The organism is Actinomadura violacea (assembly GCF_017573465.1).
Classification (GTDB): domain Bacteria; phylum Actinomycetota; class Actinomycetes; order Streptosporangiales; family Streptosporangiaceae; genus Spirillospora; species Spirillospora violacea.
The window spans coordinates 13214-32992 of sequence record NZ_JAGEPF010000015.1; the positions used below are offsets into that span (position 1 = coordinate 13214).

15 protein-coding genes are annotated in these 19779 nt (G+C 74.5%); 9 read left to right on the plus strand and 6 right to left on the minus strand.

The genetic code is table 11. The features are described from left to right. Positions 1–8: 8 nt before the first annotated feature. A complete protein-coding gene (locus tag J4709_RS24090; protein WP_173092307.1) occupies positions 9–443 on the minus strand; it encodes an SRPBCC family protein in 435 nt (144 codons plus the stop codon). A 117-nt stretch (positions 444–560) separates the two neighbouring features. Between J4709_RS24090 and J4709_RS24095 the strand changes: the two genes are divergently transcribed. Beyond that, the gene (locus J4709_RS24095) at positions 561–2027 is read left to right on the plus strand and encodes a class I adenylate-forming enzyme family protein (RefSeq protein ID WP_208244068.1); all 1467 of its coding nucleotides are present in this window, start codon (positions 561–563) and stop codon (positions 2025–2027) included. 63 nt (positions 2028–2090) lie between these two features. Here J4709_RS24095 and J4709_RS24100 read toward each other — a convergent pair whose 3' ends face one another. Next, on the minus strand, positions 2091–3272 hold the full coding sequence (locus tag J4709_RS24100) for an acyl-CoA dehydrogenase family protein (protein ID WP_208244069.1): 1182 nt from the start codon (positions 3270–3272) through the stop codon (positions 2091–2093). 148 nt (positions 3273–3420) lie between these two features. Here J4709_RS24100 and J4709_RS24105 point away from each other — a divergent pair, with 148 nt between their 5' ends. Further along, complete coding sequence (locus J4709_RS24105; protein ID WP_208244070.1) at positions 3421–4854, plus strand: aldehyde dehydrogenase family protein; 1434 nt, start codon at positions 3421–3423, stop codon at positions 4852–4854. A 4-nt stretch (positions 4855–4858) separates the two neighbouring features. Here the strand turns inward: J4709_RS24105 and J4709_RS24110 are convergent, their stop codons facing one another. Further along, a complete protein-coding gene (locus J4709_RS24110) occupies positions 4859–6367 on the minus strand; it encodes an RtcB family protein (RefSeq protein ID WP_208244071.1) in 1509 nt (502 codons plus the stop codon). A gap of 137 nt (positions 6368–6504) precedes the next feature. Continuing rightward, positions 6505–7113 (minus strand): TetR/AcrR family transcriptional regulator, encoded by a 609-nt coding sequence (locus J4709_RS24115; protein ID WP_208244072.1) that lies wholly within the window; start codon positions 7111–7113, stop codon positions 6505–6507. A gap of 46 nt (positions 7114–7159) precedes the next feature. On the opposite strand from J4709_RS24115, the gene J4709_RS24120 reads away from it, so the two are divergent. Continuing rightward, on the plus strand, positions 7160–7969 hold the full coding sequence (locus J4709_RS24120; protein ID WP_307801488.1) for a class I SAM-dependent methyltransferase: 810 nt from the start codon (positions 7160–7162) through the stop codon (positions 7967–7969). On the opposite strand, the gene J4709_RS24125 is transcribed toward J4709_RS24120, so the two are convergent. Next, a complete protein-coding gene (locus tag J4709_RS24125) occupies positions 7894–9195 on the minus strand; it encodes an ROK family transcriptional regulator (protein ID WP_208244074.1) in 1302 nt (433 codons plus the stop codon). The genes J4709_RS24120 and J4709_RS24125 overlap by 76 nt on opposite strands. Before the next feature lie 156 nt (positions 9196–9351). Between J4709_RS24125 and J4709_RS24130 the strand changes: the two genes are divergently transcribed. The 5 genes from J4709_RS24130 (at position 9352) to J4709_RS24150 (ending at position 17495) form a co-directional block, all read left to right on the plus strand. Then, positions 9352–10791, plus strand: a complete 1440-nt coding sequence (locus J4709_RS24130) for an ABC transporter substrate-binding protein (protein WP_208244075.1) — start codon at positions 9352–9354, stop codon at positions 10789–10791. A 7-nt stretch (positions 10792–10798) separates the two neighbouring features. After that, positions 10799–11842 (plus strand): carbohydrate ABC transporter permease, encoded by a 1044-nt coding sequence (locus J4709_RS24135; protein WP_208244076.1) that lies wholly within the window; start codon positions 10799–10801, stop codon positions 11840–11842. After that, positions 11835–12719: a carbohydrate ABC transporter permease gene (locus J4709_RS24140; RefSeq protein ID WP_307801489.1), complete on the plus strand. Its 885-nt coding sequence runs from the start codon at positions 11835–11837 to the stop codon at positions 12717–12719. Before J4709_RS24135 ends, J4709_RS24140 begins: the two co-directional genes overlap by 8 nt. 70 nt (positions 12720–12789) lie before the next feature. Next, entirely contained in the window at positions 12790–14163 is a 1374-nt protein-coding gene (locus tag J4709_RS24145; RefSeq protein WP_307801490.1) for a GH1 family beta-glucosidase, read from the plus strand. Between the two features lie 119 nt (positions 14164–14282). Then, on the plus strand, positions 14283–17495 hold the full coding sequence (locus tag J4709_RS24150; RefSeq protein WP_307801491.1) for a carboxyl transferase domain-containing protein: 3213 nt from the start codon (positions 14283–14285) through the stop codon (positions 17493–17495). Here J4709_RS24150 and J4709_RS24155 read toward each other — a convergent pair. Beyond that, complete coding sequence (locus J4709_RS24155) at positions 17428–18276, minus strand: ATP-binding cassette domain-containing protein (protein ID WP_208244078.1); 849 nt, start codon at positions 18274–18276, stop codon at positions 17428–17430. The genes J4709_RS24150 and J4709_RS24155 overlap by 68 nt on opposite strands. A 144-nt stretch (positions 18277–18420) precedes the next feature. Here J4709_RS24155 and J4709_RS24160 point away from each other — a divergent pair, with 144 nt between their 5' ends. After that, positions 18421–19779, plus strand: a complete 1359-nt coding sequence (locus J4709_RS24160) for an NAD(P)/FAD-dependent oxidoreductase (RefSeq protein WP_208244079.1) — start codon at positions 18421–18423, stop codon at positions 19777–19779.

The following is a 19779-nucleotide window of genomic DNA, read 5'->3' on the forward strand; positions in this document are numbered from 1 at the left end:
CGCGGCCGTCAGGCGAAGCGCTTGGCGAGGGCGTCCAGGCCGGTGGCGTAGATGCCGCGCGACAGCGTCTTGCCCATGGCCTCCTCGTCGCCGGCGTCGGCGGAGAACTCGCCCCACCACTCGACGAACGCCTGCCCGGTGCCGGTCACGGGCGCGACGCGCAGATGGCCGCGGGCGGCGCGGATGGGCAGCGGCGCCTCGAGGATCTCGTACCAGTAGCTGCGCTCGGCGTCGTCCAGCCCGGCGAGCCGCTCGCGGAACACCGAGTCGCCGGGGCCGATGACGCGGCGGACGCAGCCGACCCGGTCGGCGGGGCCGCCGTCCTCGATCAGGCTGGTCTCCGGGCCGGGCATCCAGTCGGCGATGTTGCCGAAGTCGCGCAGGTAGGCCCAGACCTCGTCGGCGGGGGCGTTGAGCACGGCGCTGGCGTACGACCTGGGCATCGGTTCTCCTCGGCGCGGCGGATGCTGCCCTCATGCTGGCCCGCCGGTGTGATCAAGGCAACATGTCGGGGAGGCCGGATCTTGACCGGGCCGAATCAGATTCGGGAAGATCGGGGCATGCTCCTCGGCGACCTCGCCCATCGCGGCGCCGCGCTCTGGCCAGGCCGGACGGCGTTCGCCTGGGACGGCCGCGCCCGCACCTACCGCGAGCTGCACGTCCGCGTCGAACGCTGGGCCGGGCTGCTCGCCGCCGGGGGAGTGCGCGCCGGCGACCGGATCGCGCTGCTGAGCGTCAACGTCCCGGAGGCGATCGAGACGGCGTTCGCCGCGTCGCTGATCGGCGCGGTCGTGGTGCCGCTGAACGTCCGGCTGGCCCCGGCGGAGATCCGCTTCCAGGCCGAGGACGCGGCGGCGCGGCACGCGGTCGTCCACCCCGCGCTCGGCGACCTGGCCGGCGCGTCCGGGCTGCTCGACCTGACCCACTGGACGATCGGTCCCGCCCTCGACAAGGCCCTGGACGCGGCGCCGCCGCACGACCTGCCGCGCCCCGGCCCGGACGCGCCGATCATCCAGCTCTACACGTCCGGCACCACCGGCCGTCCGAAGGGCTGCCTGCTCACCAACCGGGGCTGGGTCGCCGCCACCGCCAACGCCGTGCAGGCGTTCGGCATCACCGGCGCCGACCGGCTGCTCGGTGCGCTGCCGCTGTTCCACGTCGCCGGGTACGGCGCCGCGCTCGGCCATCTCGCCGCGGGCGGGACGGTGGTGTTCCCGGAGGGCTCGTCACCGGACGCGCTCTGGCCGCTCGTCGCCGAGCACGGCGTCAGCGTCGCGATCTTCCCCACCGGCACGGGACGGGCGCTGCGGCATCCCGCCGCCGCGCCCGCGACGCTGCGGCTGGTGTTCGGGATGGCCGGCACCGAACGCGCCCGCGCCCTGGAGGCGCTCCGCGACCTCGGCATCGGCTACCGCGGCGTCTACGGGTCGACCGAGGCCGGCAACTTCGTCACGATCACCACCCTGGACGACGAGCTGGAGCGCCCCGGCACCGTCGGCCTGCCCCTCCCGCCGTTCGACCTGGCCCTGGACGGCGCCGACGCCCCCGGTGAGGTCGGCGAACTCCTTCTCCGCGGTGCGAGCGTGATGGCCGGCTACGCGGGGCTGCCCGACCCGATGGACGGCGGATGGCTGCGCACCGGCGACCTGATGCGCCGCGACGCCGACGGCTACTTCTTCTTCGTCGACCGCGCGAAGGACATGGTCCGCAGCGGCGGCGAGAACGTGTACTCCGCCGAGGTGGAGCAGGTTCTCGTCCGGCATCCGGGCGTGCTGGACGCCGCGGTGATCGGCGTCCCGGACGCCCGGTGGGGCGAGGCGGTCAAGGCGCTCGTCGTCGTCCGCGCCGGGACGACGCCCGCCGATCTGGACGAGCACTGCCGCGCCCTGCTCGGCGGGTTCAAGCGCCCCCGCTGGTACGAGCTGGTCGACGCCCTCCCGCGCAACCACTCCGGCAAGATCCTCAAACGCGCCCTGCGCACCGCCCACGACCCAGAGCGCGCCGTCCGCCTCCCCGAGGGCGGCTAGCACCGCGTTCACGCGCGGCGGGTCGTCATCATCGACATGAGGACGACCCGCCACGAGCGAAGCTCAGTAGGAGCGGGGGAGGCCTAGTTCGTGCTGGGCTATGTGGGCCAGGACGAGTTCTTCGGCCACCGGGATGTTCTTGGCTATGCGGGCGTCGCGGAACATGCGGGCGACCGGGTACTCCAGGGAGTACGCCATGCCGCCGTGGGTCTGGAAGGCGCGGTCGGCGGCCTGCCAGGCGGCGTCGGCGGCGGTGAGCTTGGCGATGTTGGCCTCCGAGCCGCAGGGGCGGCCCTGGTCCCACAGCCACGCGGCCTTGTAGGTCATCAGCCGGGCCAGTTCGAGCTGCGCCTTGATGCGGGCGAGCGGGAACGCGATGCCCTGGTTGGAGCCGATCGGCTTGCCGAACGGCGCCCGGTCGGTGGCGTAGTCGCAGGCGATCTTCAGGACCAGGCCGCCGGAGCCGACGCCGCCCGCGGCGGCGAGGATCCGCTCGGGGTTGAGGATGTCCCACAGGACGGCGAAGCCCTGGTCGGCCTCGCCGAGGACGCGGTCGGCGGGGACGCGCACGCCGTCCAGGAACACCATGCTGGACGCGACGGTGTTGGTGCCGAGCTTGGGGATCGGCCGGTAGGTCAGCGTGCCGTCGGCGACGGCCTGCTTGACGTCCACGAGCAGGACCGTGAAGCCGTTCGTGCGGGGCCTGGCCTCGGCCGCCGGGATCGTCCGGGTGACGAGCACCAGGTGGTCGGCGCGCTCCACGCCGGAGATCCAGATCTTCTGGCCGGTCACCACGTAGTGGTCGCCGTCGCGGCGGGCCTGCGTGGTGATGTTCATGGCGTTGCTGCCCGCGTCCGGCTCGGTGATCGCGAAGCAGGTCTCGATCTCGCCCGCCGCGATCTTCGGCAGGAACGTCCGCTTCTGCTCCTCGGTGCCGTGCCGGGCGATGGTCAGCCCGCCGAACGCCGGGGTGAGCAGGTACATGAACGACGCGGCGCCGCCCGCGCCGCCCTCGGCGAGCGCCTCCAGCGCCACCGCCAGCTCCAGCAGGCCCTGGCCGGCGCCGCCGTGCTCCTCGGGGATCGCGAGGCTGTGCCAGCCGCCCTGGACCAGCTCCCGCCAGACCTCCTCCGGCCACCGCTTCTCGGCGTCGCAGCGGCTCCAGTAGTCCTGGTCGTACTTCCCGGCGATGGCCAGCACGCCCTCGCGCACCGCCGCCGCGTTCTCCGGCAGATCGAAGTCCACCCGCGCCTCCCTCGACTCTCGTGCGGGGCCTCCACCGTAGCCGATCCAGTAAGTGAGTACTGACGCAGGTCCCGGCCGTCATTGAAGCCCGGCTCTCCGGGTAGGCAACGGCGGTCGGGGGTGCTAGGGCGGCAGGAGGTTCACGGGGATGCGACCAGGCGACAGGTGGACGCTGGCGGGCGGGCGGTGGAGCCGCGGCGGCGGGGACGGCGCCTTCACGGTGACCGATCCGGCGACCGGCGACCCGGTGGGGGAGGTGCCCGTCGGCACCGCCGTGGACGTGGCGGCCGCGGTGGCCGCGGCGACGCGGGCGGCGCCCGGCTGGGCCGCGACCGCGCCCGCCGAGCGCGGCGCCGCGCTGCACGCCGCCGCCCGCGCGGTCGAGGAGCACGCGGACGAGCTGGCCGCTCTGGTCACCGCCGAGATGGGCAAGCCGGCGGGCGACGCGCTCGGCGGCGTCGAGGCCGGGATCGGGACGCTGCGCCAGTACGCCGAGCTGGGCCCGCTGCACGGGGGCCGCAGCCTTCAGGGCGGCCGGAGCGCCACCGACTTCATGACCCGCGAGCCGCTCGGGATCATCGCGGTCGTCACGCCGTGGAACGACCCCGTCGCCATCGCCTGCGGGCTCATCGGCGCGGCCGTCGTCACCGGCAACACCGTCGTGCACAAGCCGTCCGAGCGGACCCCGCACACGGGCGCGCTGCTCACCGAGCTGATCGCCGGGCGGCTGCCTGCGGGCGTCGTCGACATGGTCAGCGGCGACGCCACGACCGGCGAGGCGCTCGCCGGCCACCCCGACCTCGACGCGGTCGCGCACGTCGGGTCCACCCGCGCCGGCCGCCGCATCGCCGCGCTGACCGCCGGGACGGGCGCCAAGGCGCTGCTGGAGAACGGCGGCGCCGACCCGCTGATCGTGGACGCGGGCGTCGACCCCGGCTGGGCCGCCGGACAGGCCGCCACCGGCTGCTTCGCCAACGCCGGCCAGATCTGCACCTCGGTCGAGCGGATCTACGTGCACGAGTCGGTCGCCAAGGAGTTCGTCACCGCCCTGGCCGCGCGGGCGGACGCGCTGCGGACCGGACCGGGCCGCGACCCGTCCACCGAGCTCGGCCCGCTGGTCGACGAGCGGCACCGCACCCAGGTGCACGAGCAGGTCGAGAAGGCCGTCGCGGACGGCGCCCGGCTGCGCGCCGGCGGCCGGATCCCCGAGGGGCCCGGCTGCTTCTACCCGGCGACCGTCCTGGACGGCTGCACCGACCACATGGCGGTCATGGCGGAGGAGACGTTCGGGCCCGTCGCGCCGGTCCGCGCCGTCGGCTCGTTCGAGGAGGCGCTGGCCGCGGCGAACCGCTCCCGCTACGGGCTCGCCGCGACCGTCCTCACCCGCGACATCGCGCACGCCCAGCACGCCTGGCGCACCCTCAAGGCGGGCACCGTGAAGATCAACGCGGTGTTCGGCGGCGCCCCGGGAGGCGCCGCCACCCCGCGCCGGGCCAGCGGCCAGGGCTTCGGCTACGGCCCCGAGCTGCTGGACGAGATGACCGCCGTCAAGGTCGTCCACCTGCAGACCGACATCCCCTGAGACGTCACCCCTTGACGGTCAGCAGCGGCCGCAACTCCGCGACGGGCGTCGCGACGCCGCCGCCGTGCAGGCTCGACACCACCGGCCCGATGTCCTTGTAGGCCCACGGCGCCTCCTGCTTGAGGTCGCGCCGCCACGCCGCCATCACGTCCGACCGCCGCGCCACCATCGGGTCGCGGTGGTCCAGCGGGGTGACGACGTGGAACTCGCGCAGGAACGCGTCGAGCTCCGCGTCGTTCCCGCGCGCCGACGCGCCGCGCGGCACCCGCCGTCCCGCGCCGTGGCACGCGCTCGCGAGGGTACGCGGGTCGCCGTGCCCGCGCAGCACGAAGCTCGCCGCGCCCATCGACCCGGGGACGATCACCGGCTCGCCCCACATCGCGTACGGGCCGCCGGCCATCGCCGCGTGGCCGCCCGCGGGCGTGGCGCCCTTGCGGTGCACCACCCGGTCGCCGTCCCGCCAGAACAGGTTGTGCGGCGCGTCGTACAGCAGCCGCGCGTCCGCGCCGCCGCACTCCGCCGCGAGGCCGGCCCGCATCGTCAGCGACAGGAAGAACCGGTTCCCGGCCGCGAAGTTGGCGGCGTTGCCGAACGCGTCCAGGTACCGGCCCCGCGCCGGCGCGGACCGCTCGTCGAGCAGGAACGGCAGGATCCCGTTGCCCGGCCGGGGGAGCCCGGCGGGCCAGCCGGCGCGCAGCGCGTCCAGCGCCGTCGCGTTCGCCTGGTGGCCGAGCGACAGCGACCCGCTGTGCACCATCGTCACGACGGTGCCGGGCGCCAGCCCCCACGCGTGCGCCGCCGCCGCGTCGTGCACCTCGGAGACGTACTGCAGTTCGGCGAAGTGGTTGCCGCCGCCGATCCCGCCGATGACGCTGTCGTGGCTGGCGCCGCCCGCGCTGCCGACCCAGTCGGCGAACGCCCCGGCCGTCTCCGCCGGGAAACCGGGCGCGTGCATGCGGTCCAGCGCGTCGTCGGCGTCCTCGGGCCGGACGCCCTGCCACGGCGTGCCGCCGGCCAGCAGCAGGCCGGGCAGTCCGTCGCGCAGCAGCGCCTCACGCTGGACGGGCGTCAGCGCGATCCGGCGCCCGCCCTCGAAGAACAGGTGCCGCAACCGCCGCTCCAGCGCGTCCAGCCTCGGCCGGACGCGGTCGGCGCGCAGCGACGTGACCTCCAGCCGCATCCCGCAGTTGACGTCGTTGCCGACGGCCTGCGGCAGCAGTGCGTGCTCGGTCTCCAGGACCGTGCCGATCGGGATCCCGGCGCCCTTGTGGAAGTCGGGGGTGAGGGCCGCCCGGGTGAGGCGCGGCTCCGGGCCGTCGTAGCCGGGCGTCGCCTCGGCGAGGCGCTCCAGGGTGCGGGCGGTCTCCAGGAGCGCGAGCGCCTCGTCGACGGCGGCGTGCTCGAGCGGGACGTCGCCGCCCGCGCAGATCTCGACGGGGACGCCGTAGGGGTTGGGGAGGCGGAGCCAGTGGTCGCCGGTGCGGACGAGCCGCCGGTCCTGACGTGCATGCATGGGGGAGATCCTTCGGGCTGCCGGAAGGCGCGCGAGAACGCGCGCAAGGAAGGGAGCCGTCCGCACGAAGGCGCGACGGCCGGGGGAGCGGGACGGAAGGGCCCGCTCGGTCCTCGGGTTCAGCAGCCGCGAGGCGGTTACGACCGTACCGCGCCGTCCCCGGCGGGTCCACAGGATTTCCCGTAGGCCCCGATGTAGCTCGTCACCATCCGGGCGACGAAGTGCGCGACCTGCTCCGGCGGGCCGGACGGCAGCATGATGTGGCTCATCGTCAGCCGGACCGCCGCGTCGGCGATCTCCACCAGCGCGTCGCGGGCCACGTCCGGCCACTGCCGCAGCGCGTGCTCGGCGAGCCGCGAGCTGGCGGTGAACAGCACCGGCTCGGCGCGGGTGGTCAGCAGCGGCAGCATGTCGTCGCCGTCCGCGCCGGTCAGCACCGCCTTCTTCAGCTGGTCGTCGGCGGACATCTCCAGCGTGAACAGCACCGCCGCGACCACCGCCGAGTACAGGTCCTCGTGCTCGGACAGGACCTGGTCGATGCCGTCGAGGTAGCGGTCGTTGTCGCGGACCACCACCGCCTGCGCCAGGCCCCACTTGTCGCCGAACTCGTTGTAGACGGTCTGCCGGCTGACCCCGGCTGCGGCGGCGACGTCCTGCATGCGCACCGCCCGGTAGCCGCGCTCGACGAGGAGCGCGGCGGCGGCGTCCAGCAGGCATTCGCGCACCGGACGTTCCGCGCTGCTCATGAGTCGTCCTTCCGGCCGGCGGTCACCCCGTCATTATCCTTGCCCGGTGACGGAATTGGACTACCGGGCGCTGAACCGGGCGCTGTGGGACGAACGGGTCGCCATCCACGTCGCCAGCGACTTCTACGACGTCGCCGGCTTCCGCGCGGGCGGGACGGCGCTGCGCGACTTCGAGATCGCCGAGGTCGGCGACGTGGCGGGCCGCCGGCTGGCGCACCTGCAGTGCCACTTCGGCCTCGACACGCTGTCGTGGGCGCGGCTCGGCGCGCGGGTCACCGGCCTCGACTTCTCCGGGCCCGCCGTCGAGGCCGCCCGGGAGATCGCGGCCGGATGCGGCCTCGACGCCCGGTTCGTCCAAGCGGACGTGTACGACGCGGCCGCCGCGCTGGGCGAGACCTACGAGATCGTCTACACCGGCATCGGGGCGCTGGTGTGGCTGCCGGACATGGACCGCTGGGCGGCCACCGTGGCAGGGCTGCTCGAACCCGGCGGGTTCCTGTACCTCAGCGAGTTCCACCCGTTCGGGGACGTCCGGGACGACGCGGACGGCTCCACCGTCGCCTACGACTACTTCGACACCTCGCCGCAGGTCTGGGACGAGCCCGGCACCTACACCGACGGCGACCAGGACACCCGCAACACCCGGTCCGTGGTGTTCCAGCACGGCATCGGCGAGGTCGTCAGCGCCCTCGCCGCCGCGGGGCTGCGCATCGACTTCCTGCACGAGCACGACCACACCTACTTCCAGCGCTTCGAGGCGCTGGAACGGCACGGGACGGCCTACCGGCTGCCGGAGGGGCGTCCGCGCGTCCCGCTGATGTACTCGCTGCGCGCGACCCGTCCCGCGGACGGCTGAACCGGGGGCGGCGGCGCCGGGACGGCCGGCTCGCCGCCGCCGTCGAGCAGGTGCGCGAGCGGCAGCGTCGCCGCGCCCACCGCGACGGCCTCGGGGCCGAGGTGGCACAGCTCGACGGAGGTCTGCGCGAACGGCTGCCGCAGCGCGTACCGGGCGGTGGCGTCCACGATCCGGTCGAGCATCCGGCCGCCGAGGAGCAGGCCCGCCCACCCGCCGACGATGATCTTCTCGGGGCTGAACAGGTTGACCAGGTCCGCGACCCCGGCGCCGAGGTGCTCGGCGACGTCGGCGCGCAGCTCCGCCGCGGCGGGCGACGGATCGTCCAGCAGCCCGGCGAGCGTGGTCTCCTCGTCGGCGCCGGCGGGCCCGCCCGCGGCGCGGTAGCGCTCCAGCAGCGCCGCCGCGCCCACGTAGGCCTCCAGGCAGCCGAGCGAACCGCACCGGCACGGGACGCCGCCGACCCGCGACGTCGTGTGCCCCCACTCGCCGGCGCTGCCCGCCGCGCCCCGGTAGGGCGAGCCGTCGATCATCACCGCGGAGCCGACGCCGGAGCCGATGAGCGCGACCACCGCGTTGCGGTGCCCGCGCCCGGCGCCGAACCACATCTCGGCCTGGCCGAGCGCGGTCGCGCCGTTGTCGACGAACAGCGGCAGGGCGGTGCCCGCCCGGAGCATCCGCTCCAGCGGCACCCCGTCCCAGCCGATCGTCTGGCAGTGCACGACGGCCTCGGGCCCGCCCTCGGCCGGCCGGTGCTCGACGACGCCCGGGACGCCGACCCCGACGCCGATGATGGTGGACGGGTCGACCGAGGCGCGCTCGATGACGTCGGGCAGCCCGGCCAGGATGTGCCGCGCCACGGCGCGGTCGTCGTGCCCGCCGTCGCCGAGCGGCAGGTCGGCCTTGGCGAGCGGGGTGAGGTCCAGGTCGAACAGCTCGACCAGCACGCGGGTCTCGCCGACGTCCACGCCCACCAGGTGGCCGAAACCGGCCGCGACCTTCAGCAGTACCCGCGGCCGGCCGCCGTCGGACTCCACGCTGCCGGCCTCCGCGACGAGGCCCGCCTCGATCAGCTCGCCGACGACGTTGCTGACCGACGCGGGGCTGAGCCCGGTCTCGCGGGCCAGGTCCTGGCGGCTGAGCGGGCCGTCGAAGTAGAGCCTGCGCAGCAGCACCGAGCGGTTGGTGCGGCGCAGATCGCGCACGGTCCTGCGGCGCCGGTCCGGCATCGGGCCCCCTTTCGCCGCGGCCCTGCGGCCGCGTCCCCCGAAGGTTCTCAGGTCTTGACCCGGGAATTATGTCACTGCTTAGATCACGCCGTGAAATAAGGTGTGACGTAACTCGCCCGAGTGACGCACCCCACTCCTACGCGGAAGGCCGAGCCGATGCGCCACCCCACCTCACCGGCGTCCGGACACAACGCGACATCACACAGCGCGACGTCGCACAGCGCGACATCCTCTGGGGAACCGCCCGCCACCGCACCGGCCCCCGGCGCCCGGCGGCGCGCGCGGCGCCGGCCGCGCCGCACCGCGACCGCCCTCACCGCGGGGATCGCCGGCGGCATCCTGCTCGCCGCGGCGGCCTGCGGAGGCGGGACGGGCTCCGGCGGGAACGGCTCGCCGAAGACGCTGACCTACTGGGCCAGCAACCAGGGCACCGACATCGCCGCGGACCAGCGCGTCCTCGGCCCCGAGCTGGCCAAGTTCGAGAAGCAGAGCGGCATCAAGGTGAAGCTCGAGGTCGTCCCGTGGACCGACCTGCTCAACCGCATCCTCGCCGCCACCACCTCCGGGCAGGGCCCGGACGTGCTCAACATCGGCAACACCTGGTCGGCGTCCCTGCAGGCGACCGGCGGGCTGCTGCCGTTCGACGCCAAGACCATCGCCCAGGTCGGCGGCGCCCAGCGGTTCGTCCCCGCCGCGCTCGCCAGCGCCGGCGCCAAGGGCAAGGACCCGGCGGCCGTGCCGCTCTACTCCCTCGCCTACGGCCTCTACTACAACAAGAAGATGTTCGCCGACGCCAAGCTCGACCCGCCGAAGACCTGGCAGGAGATGGTCGACGACGGGCACCGGCTGACGAAGGGGAACGTGCACGGCATCGCGGTCGAGGGCGCGAGCATCCCCGAGAACGTGCACGCCGCGTTCAACATCGGCCAGATGTACGGCGCCGACTTCTTCACCCCGGACGGCAAGCCGCAGTTCGCCACCCCGCAGGCCGTCGCCGCGATCAAGTCCTACGTGGGCCTGCTCGGCACCGACAAGATCGCCGCGCCCGGCAACGCCGAGTACTCGGCCAACCAGTCCCTCAACGACTTCGCCACCGGCAAGGCGGCGATGCTCATGTGGCAGGCGACCACCAGCGGCTTCACCAACCTCGGCATGAAGCCCGGCGCCTGGGGCGTGGTCCCGATCCCGGCGCCGTCGCCCACCCCGCCCGGCGGCCGCGACGTCACCTCGATGGTCGCCGGCATCAACATCGCGGTCTTCAAGAACACCGACAACCGCGACGGCGCCCTGAAGTTCGTCAAGTTCATGACGAGCGACGACGAGCAGAAGATCCTCAACAAGGCGTACGGGTCGCTGCCGTCGGTCACCGCCGCGCAGAACGACCCCGCCTTCGACACCGCCGACCTCAAGGTGTTCAAGGACATCCTCGCCGCGCACGCCGCGCCGCTCCCGCAGGTGCCGAGCGAGAGCCAGTTCGAGACCGCCGTCGGCACCGCGATGAAGGAGCTGTTCGCCGACGCGGCGGCGGGCCGGCCCCTCACCGACGACAGGATCAAGTCGAAGCTCGAAGCGGCCCAGCAGCAGATGGCCAAGTGACCGCCGCATGACCTCCGCCAACGTCTCGCCCGGAACGACGCGGGCGGGCGGCGCGGCGGGCGGCCGGCGCGGGCGCCCCGGCGGTCCGGGGGCCGCCGGGGGCGCGCCGACGGCCCGCGCCCGCCGGCCGCGACGCCGCCTCCGGCTCCCGCCCCGCCTGCTGCCCTACCTGCTGCTCGCGCCCGCCGTCGTCGCCGAGCTGGTCGTGCACGTCGTGCCGATCGCGGTCGGCGTCTGGATGAGCTTCCGCGACCTGACCCTGTTCTACATCCGCGACTGGGCGAAGGCGCCCGGCAAGGGCCTCGGCAACTACCGGATCGCCGTCGACTTCGACGCCGCCATCGGCAAGGACCTGCTGGGGTCGTTCCTTGTCACCGTCGGCGTCACCGTCCTCGCCGTCGGGCTGTCCTGGCTGCTCGGGACGGCCGCCGCGATCCTCATGCAGGAACGGTTCCGGGGCCGCGGCCTGCTGCGCGCGGCCTTCCTCGTCCCGTACGCGCTGCCCGTCTACGCGGCCGTGATGACCTGGGGCTTCCTGTTCCAGCGCGACACCGGCATGGTCGACCACGTGCTGGTCGACCAGCTGCACCTCACCGGCGGCGACCGGCCGTTCTGGCTGATCGGCGGGAACAGCTTCTGGGCGCTGCTCACGGTCATCGTGTGGCGGTCCTGGCCGTTCGCGTTCCTGGTGCTGATGGCCGGGCTGCAGAACGTGCCGCGCGACCTGTACGAGGCGTCCGCGCTGGACGGCGCGGGCGTCTGGCGGCAGATCCGGCACATCACGCTGCCTGCGCTCCGGCCCGTCAACCAGGTGCTCGTGCTGGTGCTGTTCCTGTGGACGTTCAACGACTTCAACACGCCGTTCGTGCTGTTCGGCAAGGCGGCGCCGGACGGCGGGGACCTGGTCTCGCTGCACATCTACCAGACCTCGTTCATCACCTGGAACTTCGGCGCCGGCTCGGCGATGTCGGTGCTGCTCCTGCTCTTCCTTCTGCTGGTCACGGCGGTCTACCTGATCGCCACGTCGCGACGGAGGACCGCCCGTGCCTGAGACCGCCGCGCCCGCCGCCGGGAGACGCCGCGCGCCCACCGACCCGCCCGCGTCCTTCCGCTGGACGCGCCGGATCGTGCTGACCTTCCTGGCCGTGTTCACCCTCGTCCCGGTCTACGCGATGATCAGCTCGTCGCTGAAGCCGCTCAAGGACGTCCAAGGCGCGTTCCACTGGCTGCCCTCGGAACCGACGCTCCGCCCCTATGTCGACATGTGGTCGACGGTGCCGCTGGCCCGGTACTTCGCCAACAGCGTCATCGTCGCCGTCGGCGCCACGGCGGCGTCGGTCGTCATCGCGATCGGCGCCGCGTACGCGGTGAGCCGGTACCGGTTCGCCGGCCGCCGGGTGTTCACCGTCACGGTGCTGTCGACGCAGATGTTCCCGGGGATCCTGTTCCTGCTCCCGCTGTTCCTGATCTTCGTGAACGTGGGCAACGCGACCGGGATCGCGCTGTACGGCAGCCGCGGCGCGCTCATCCTCACCTACCTGACGTTCTCGCTGCCGTTCTCGATCTGGATGCTGGCCGGGTACTTCGAGTCGATCCCACGCGAGCTGGACGAGGCGGCGCGGGTGGACGGCTGCGGCCCGGTCGGCGCGCTGCTGCGGGTGATCGTGCCCGCGTCGCTGCCCGGCATCGTCGCGGTGACCGTCTACGCGTTCATGACCGCCTGGGGCGAGGTGCTGTTCGCCTCGGTGATGACCAACGACCAGACCCGGACGCTGTCCATCGGGCTGCAGGGCTACTCGACGCAGCACGAGGTCTACTGGAACCAGGTGATGGCCGCCTCCCTCGTGGTGAGCGTCCCCGTCGTCGCCGGGTTCCTGCTGCTGCAGCGCTTCCTGGTGACCGGCCTGACCGCCGGCGCCGTCAAGTGACCGCCCGCTTCCCCGCCCGCCACGGCTTCGCGCTTCACCACGGTTCGCGCTTCACCACAGAGGGAGACCTGTGCCCATCGACGACCTGACCGCGTTCGGACCCGACTTCGCGTGGGGCGCGGCGACCTCGGCCTACCAGGTCGAGGGCGCCGCCCGCGAGGGGGGCCGCGCCCCGTCCATCTGGGACGTGTTCTGCCGCGTCCCCGGCGCGGTCGCCGGCGGCGACACCGGCGACGTCGCCTGCGACCACTACCACCGCTGGCGCGAGGACGTCGACCTGATGGCGTCGCTCGGGCTCGGCGCCTACCGGTTCTCGGTCGCCTGGCCGCGCGTCCTGCCGGACGGCGCCGGACCCGTGAACCCGGCCGGGCTCGCCTTCTACGACCGGCTCGTGGACGCGCTGCTGGAGGCGGGCATCGAACCGCACCTGACGCTCTACCACTGGGACCTCCCGCAGGCGCTGCAGGACCGCGGCGGCTGGCCGTCCCGCGACGCCGCCGAGCGCTTCGCCGAGTACGCGGCGGTGGTCGCGGGCGCGCTCGGCGACCGGGTGACGTCCTGGGCGACGCTGAACGAGCCGGTCTGCGCGGCGTGGCTAGGGCACCTGCGCGGCGTGATGGCGCCGGGCGTCGCCGACGTCCGGCAGGCGGTGCCCGCCTCGTACCACATGCTGCTGGCGCACGGCCTCGGCGTGCAGGCGATCCGCGCCGCGGCGCCGGACGCCCGCGTCGGGATCGTCAACCTGCTCACCGACTGCGAGCCCGGGAGCGACCGGGACGAGGACGTCGCGGCGGCGCGGCGCGAGGACGGCCACCACAACCGCTGGTGGCTCGACCCGATCCACGGGCGCGGCCTGCCCGCCGACATGATCGAGGTGTACGGCACCGAGCCGCCCGTGCGGGCCGGCGACCTGGAGACGATCGCGGCGCCGCTGGACTGGCTGGGCGTCAACTACTACCGCCGCTCGGTCAACGTCGCCGACCCGGACGGCCCTCCGCCGCACGCCCGGCAGATCACTCCGTCCGGGACGCCGCGCACCGGCATGGACTGGGAGATCCACCCGGACCGGCTGGAGAGGATCCTCGTCCGCGTCACCGAGGAGTACGCGCCGCGCAGCCTCATGGTCACCGAGAACGGGTCGGCGTACACCGACGCGGTGACCGGCGACGGCGCCGTCCACGATCCCGAGCGGACCGCCTACCTGGAGGCGCACCTGGCGGCCTGCGCGTCCGCGATCCGCAAGGGCGTCCCGCTGGACGGCTACTTCGCCTGGTCGGTGCTGGACAACTTCGAATGGGCGTACGGCTACGCGCAGCGGTTCGGGCTCGTCCACGTCGACTTCGGGAGCCAGAAGCGGACCGTGAAGGACAGCGGGCACCGCTACGCCGAGATCATCCGCGCGCACCGCGGCCTGTCCGCCGGGACGGTCGCGACCGGCCGCTGACCGCCCGGACCGGGGCCCTTCGCCGCATGGGGGCCCCGGTCCGGGCGTTCCGCACGTCCCGCCTACAGTGAGGCTCCACCATGCCCGTGACGGCGGGCGCCAGGGTGAGGAGGACCGGGGTGGGCGGGATCCTTGTGGCCAACCGGGGCGAGATCGCGCTGCGGATCGTCCGGGCGGCGGCGGAGCTGGGGCTGCGGACGGCCGCCGTGCACACCTGCGACGACGCCGGCTCCCCGCACACTCGCCGCGCGGACGAGGTGCGGGCGCTGCCCGGTGAGGGCGTCGCCGGCTACCTCGACGCGGAGGCGCTGATCGCCGCCGCCAAGGACGCCGGCGTCACCGCCGTCCACCCCGGCTACGGGTTCCTGAGCGAGAACGCCGCGTTCGCCGCGCGCTGCGCCGCCGCCGGCCTGACGTTCGTCGGGCCGCGCCCGGAGCTGCTGGAGCTGTTCGGCGACAAGACGAGGTCCCGCGAACTGGCCCGCGAGACGGGGGTGCCGGTGACGCCCGGCACGCCCGGACCGGTGACGCTCGCCGGCGCCGAGTCGTTCGCGCGCGAGCACGGGCCGATCATGCTCAAGGCGCTGGCGGGCGGCGGCGGGCGCGGCATGCGCGTCGTCGCCGAGCCCGGCGACATGGCGGAGGCGTACGAGCGGTGCCGTTCCGAGGCGCTCGCCTCGTTCGGCAACGGCGACCTGTACGCGGAGAAGTACGTGCCGCGCGCCCGCCACATCGAGGTCCAGGTCGCGGGCGACGGCTCCGGCGCCGTCACCCACCTGTGGGAACGCGACTGCAGCGTCCAGCGGCGGAACCAGAAGCTCATCGAGATCGCTCCGGCGCCCGCGCTGCCGTCGGCCCTGCGGGACGCGCTGCTGGACGCGGCCGTCCGCATGGCCGCGCGAGTCCGCTACGAGAGCCTCGGCACGTTCGAATTCCTCGTGGCCGGTGAGGAGTTCTGGTTCCTGGAGGCGAACCCGAGGCTGCAGGTCGAGCACACCGTAACCGAGGAGATCACCGGCGTCGACCTGGTGAAGGTGCAGATCCGGCTGGCGCTGGGGGAGGACCTCGCCGGGGTCGGGCTCGCGGCGCCGCCGCCCGCGCACGGATGCGCCGTCCAGGTCCGCGTCAACACCGAGACGATCGGCCCGGACGGCACGCCGCACCCGCACGCCGGGACGCTCACCGCGTTCGCGCCGCCGACCGGTCCCGGCGTCCGCGTCGACACCTACGGGCAGCCCGGCTACCGCACGAGCCCCCGCTACGACCCGCTGCTCGCGAAGGTGATCGCCCGCGCCGAGGACCTCCCGTCGGCCGCCGCCCGCGCGCACGGAGCGCTCGGCGAGTTCGAGATCGCGGGCGTCGCGACGAGCATCCCGCTGCTGCAGGGCGTCCTGCGGCATCCCGAGTTCACCGCCGGCGGCGTCCCGACGTCCTTCATCGCCGACCACCTGCCGGAGCTGCTGAGCAGCGAGCACCACCGGTTCTACGTGCCGTCCGCCGAGGAGCCGGCCGCGCCCGCCCTGGCCGTGCCCGACGCGCCGCCCGGCACGGTCGCGGTTGCCGCACCCATGCAGGGCACGGTCGTGAGCGTCGAGGCCGCGGAAGGCGACCTCGTGCGCGCGGGCGCGCCGGTGCTGATCCTCGAGGCGATGAAGATGGAGCACGTCGTCCGGGCGGGCGAGGCGGGCGTCGTCCGCGCCCTCGCCGCGGCGCCCGGCACCACCGTCGCGGAGGGCGCGCCGCTGCTGTTCCTCGAACCCGCCGAGGCCGACGGCGACCACGCCGACGACGAGGCGGAGGCCGACCTCGACGCGATCCGCGCCGACCTCGCCGAGACGATCCGGCGGCACGAGATCGGACTGGATGCGGCCCGCCCCGACGCGGTCGCCAAGCGGCACGCGCGCGGCCACCGCACCGCGCGCGAGAACATCGAGGACCTCTGCGACCCCGGCACGTTCGTCGAGTACGGCGCGCTCGCCATCGCCGCGCAGCGGCAGCGCCGCTCCCTGGACGACCTCATCGAGCGCACCCCCGCCGACGGCATGGTCTGCGGCCTCGGCGACGTCAACGGCGGCCAGGCCGTCGTCATGTCCTACGACTACATGGTCCTGGCCGGGACGCAGGGCCACCAGAACCACCGCAAGACCGACCGGATGCTCGACCTCGCGCGGCGCCGGAGCCTGCCGGTCGTGCTGTTCGCCGAGGGCGGCGGCGGACGCCCGGGCGACACCGACACCTCGATGGTGTCCGGCCTCGACGTCACCACCTTCCACGCGATGGGCCGGCTGAGCGGGGCCGTCCCGTCCGTCGGGATCGCGTCCGGGCGCTGCTTCGCCGGGAACGCGGCCCTGCTCGGCTGCTGCGACGTCATCATCGCCACCCGCGACGCCAACATCGGCATGGGCGGCCCCGCGATGATCGAGGGCGGCGGGCTCGGCGTGTTCGCCCCCGAGGAGATCGGCCCGATCGCCGACCAGGAGCCCAACGGGGTCGTCGACATCGTCGTCGAGGACGAGGCGGAGGCAGTCGACGCCGCCCGCAGCTACCTGTCCTACTTCCAGGGCCCGGCGGACGAGTGGACCTGCGACGACCAGCGCATCCTGCGGCACGTGATCCCGGAGAACCGGCTGCGCGCCTACGACGTCCGCCGCGTCATCGGGCATCTCGCCGACACCGGCTCGGTCCTGGAACTGCGCCGCGCGTTCGGCGTCGGGGTCATCATCGCGCTGGTGCGGATCGAGGGCCGCCCCATGGGCCTGATCGCGAACAACCCGGCGCATCTCGGCGGCGCCATCGACCGCGACGCAGCCGACAAGGCCGCCCGCTTCCTGCAGCTGTGCGACGCGCACGGCCTGCCCGTGGTGTCGCTGTGCGACACCCCCGGGTTCATGGTCGGCCCGGACGCCGAGCGCACCGCGACCGTCCGGCACTTCAGCCGGCTGTTCGTCATCGGCGCGAACCTGACCGTCCCGCTCGTCACCGTCGTGCTGCGCAAGGGCTACGGGCTCGGCGCGCAGGCCATGGCGGGCGGCGGGTTCAAGGCGCCGCTCGCCACCGTCGCGTGGCCGACCGGCGAGATCGGCGGCATGGGGCTGGAGGGCGCCGTCCGGCTCGGGTTCCGCAAGGAGCTCGCGGCGGCCGAGGACCCGAAGGCGCTGTTCGAGACGATGGTCGCCGCCGCCTACGAGCACGGCAAGGCGCTCAACGCCGCCACCGTGTTCGAGCTGGACGACGTCATCGACCCGGCCGGCACCCGGCGGCTCGTCACGACGGCGTTCGCGTCCGCCCCGCCCACCCGGGACCGGCCGCGGCGCTGGGTGGACGCCTGGTGACCGGGGTCGCCCCGGCCAGATAGGCGGCCCGCACGCACGGATCGGCGCGCACCTCGGCGGGTGGGCCGGCCGCGATCACCCGGCCGCCGTCCAGCACGTGCAGGACGTCGCACACGCCGAGCACCGGCTCCAGGTCGCGCTCGGCGACCAGCACCGCGACGCCCTCGGCGGCGAGGTCGCGCAGCAGCACCTCCAGCGCGCGCGCCCGGCGCTCCGGGAGGTCGGCCCACGGCTCGTCCAGGAGCAGGACGGTGGGCTCGGCAGCCAGCGCGCGCGCCAGCCCGGCCAGGCGCGCCACACCCGGCGGGACGCCCCGTGCCGGCCGGTCGGCGAACTCGGCGATCCCCACGCGGGCCAGCAGCTCGTCGGCGCGGGCGCCCGCTTCGCCCCGCGCGCGGCGGCGGCGCGCCCACCGGTCCCGGACCGTGCGCCCGCCGTGGTCGCGCAGGGCCGCGTGCCTGCGCGCCGCGGCGCGGACGCTCTCGCGGACCGTCCGCGACCGCCACCGCTCCGGCTCGCGGGACGTGCGGGCGATGCCGCGCCGAGCCCGCTCCCGCGCGGCGCTGCCCGTCAGGTCGGCGTCGTCCAGGTGGACGGTGCCCTCGGCGGGCCGCCGCAGCCCGGCGATGACGTCGCAGAGCGTCGCCCGGCCCGCGCCGTCCGGCCCGACGAGCCCGGCGACCGTGCCCGGCGGGACCGTCAGCGCGGCGCTGCGGACGGCGGTCACCCCGCCGACCCGCACCGTGACGTCCGCGACCCGCAGTCCCTGATCGGTCGACATCGGCGCCTCCCGGCCGGTCCGGTGCCCGGCGGTCCGCATCGCGGGCCTTGTGTGATGTGGATCACTGACGGATCATCACCCTACTGAGACGTGTGCGCGCGGGCAACGGGCGTGTGCGCGCGGACGACAGGGCGGAGGAACGCCATGGCGGACTGGAGGACGCGGAGCCTGTGGCTGTCCCGCAAGCCCTACGAGCCCGCACCGCCGCTCGACGGCGACCTGGACGTGGACATCGTCATCGTCGGTGGCGGCTTCACCGGACTGTGGACCGCGATCCACCTCAAGCACGCCGACCCCTCCGTGGACGTCGCCGTCCTGGAGCAGTGCGTCGCGGGGTACGGCGCCTCCGGCCGCAACGGCGGCTTCGCGATGACGATGGTGGGCCGCAACCTCCACGACCTGGCACGCAAGGTGGGCCCGGCGCGGGCGCGCGCGACCCGGCTGGCGATGCGCGACACCCTGCGGGAGATGGCCGGGTTCGTCCGCGACGAGGGCATCGACGCCGACCTGACCCGGCCCGGCCTGCTGACCGTCTCGAACGGGCCCGAACAGGACGAGCGGATCCGCCAGGACCTCGAAGCGTCCCAGCGGCTCGGCCTGGACGACCTGCGCTACCTCAGCGGCCCCGAATGCCGCGCCCTCGTGGCCGGGGAACGGATCCGGTGCGGCCACTTCGAGGAGGAGGCGCTGCTGCTCGACCCCGCCGCGCTCACCCGCGGGCTGCGCGACGCCGCCGTCCGCCTCGGCGTGCGGGTCTTCGAGTCGACGCCCGTCCACACCCTCGCCCTGCCCGGCACGCACGTCCTGGCGCGCACCCCGGGCGGCGACGTCAGAGCGGACCGGGCGCTGCTGGCCACCAACGCCTACGCGCACGCCGTGCCCGCGCTGCGCCGCTGGCTGTTCACCATCGTCGCCTCGATCATCGTGACCGAGCCGCTCACCGGCGAGCAGTGGAAACGCGCCGGCTGGGCGGGCGGCGCCGGCGTCGAGGACAAGCGGATCATGCCGCACTTCCACCGGCCGACCCCCGACGGCCGGATCCTGTGGGGCGGCCGCGACGCGCCGTTCGCGCCCGGCGGCCCCGACCCGCGCCAGGACCGGTCGCCGCAGGTGTTCCGGCGTCTGGAGGAGACGTTCCGCTGGACGTTCCCGCAGCTGGACGACGTGCGGATCGACCACGGCTGGTGCGGGCCCGTCGCCGGCACCGTCAACTGCTTCGCGCACGCCGGGCGGCTCGGCCGCGGCCGCCGCGTCGTCTACGCGCTCGGCTACGCCGGCCACGGCGTCGGCCCGAGCCACCTGACCGCGAAGATCGTCCGCGACCTGCTGCTCGACCGCGAGAGCGAGCTGCTGGAGCTGCCGATGGCCGCCAAGCGGCCCGTGCCGCTGCCGCCCGGCCCGCTGCGCGGGCTCGTCCTCAACGGCTCGCAGCGCGTCCTGCAGCGCGCCGACGACGGCGACCGCGGCCCGCTGACCGGGCTCGCCCTGCGCTTCCTGCAGTGA

Bases quoted from the DNA above. Each gene is read 5' to 3' on its own strand.
- J4709_RS24115 (WP_208244072.1), bottom strand. From the start codon at position 7,113: ATGAGCAGCGCGGAACGTCCGGTGCGCGAATGCCTGCTGGACGCCGCC.
- J4709_RS24160 (WP_208244079.1), top strand. From the start codon at position 18,421: ATGGCGGACTGGAGGACGCGGAGCCTGTGGCTGTCCCGCAAGCCCTAC.
- J4709_RS24155 (WP_208244078.1), bottom strand. From the start codon at position 18,276: ATGTCGACCGATCAGGGACTGCGGGTCGCGGACGTCACGGTGCGGGTC.
- J4709_RS24135 (WP_208244076.1), top strand. From the start codon at position 10,799: ATGACCTCCGCCAACGTCTCGCCCGGAACGACGCGGGCGGGCGGCGCG.
- J4709_RS24130 (WP_208244075.1), top strand. From the start codon at position 9,352: ATGCGCCACCCCACCTCACCGGCGTCCGGACACAACGCGACATCACAC.
- J4709_RS24125 (WP_208244074.1), bottom strand. From the start codon at position 9,195: ATGCCGGACCGGCGCCGCAGGACCGTGCGCGATCTGCGCCGCACCAAC.
- J4709_RS24110 (WP_208244071.1), bottom strand. From the start codon at position 6,367: ATGCATGCACGTCAGGACCGGCGGCTCGTCCGCACCGGCGACCACTGG.
- J4709_RS24090 (WP_173092307.1), bottom strand. From the start codon at position 443: ATGCCCAGGTCGTACGCCAGCGCCGTGCTCAACGCCCCCGCCGACGAG.
- J4709_RS24105 (WP_208244070.1), top strand. From the start codon at position 3,421: ATGCGACCAGGCGACAGGTGGACGCTGGCGGGCGGGCGGTGGAGCCGC.
- J4709_RS24095 (WP_208244068.1), top strand. From the start codon at position 561: ATGCTCCTCGGCGACCTCGCCCATCGCGGCGCCGCGCTCTGGCCAGGC.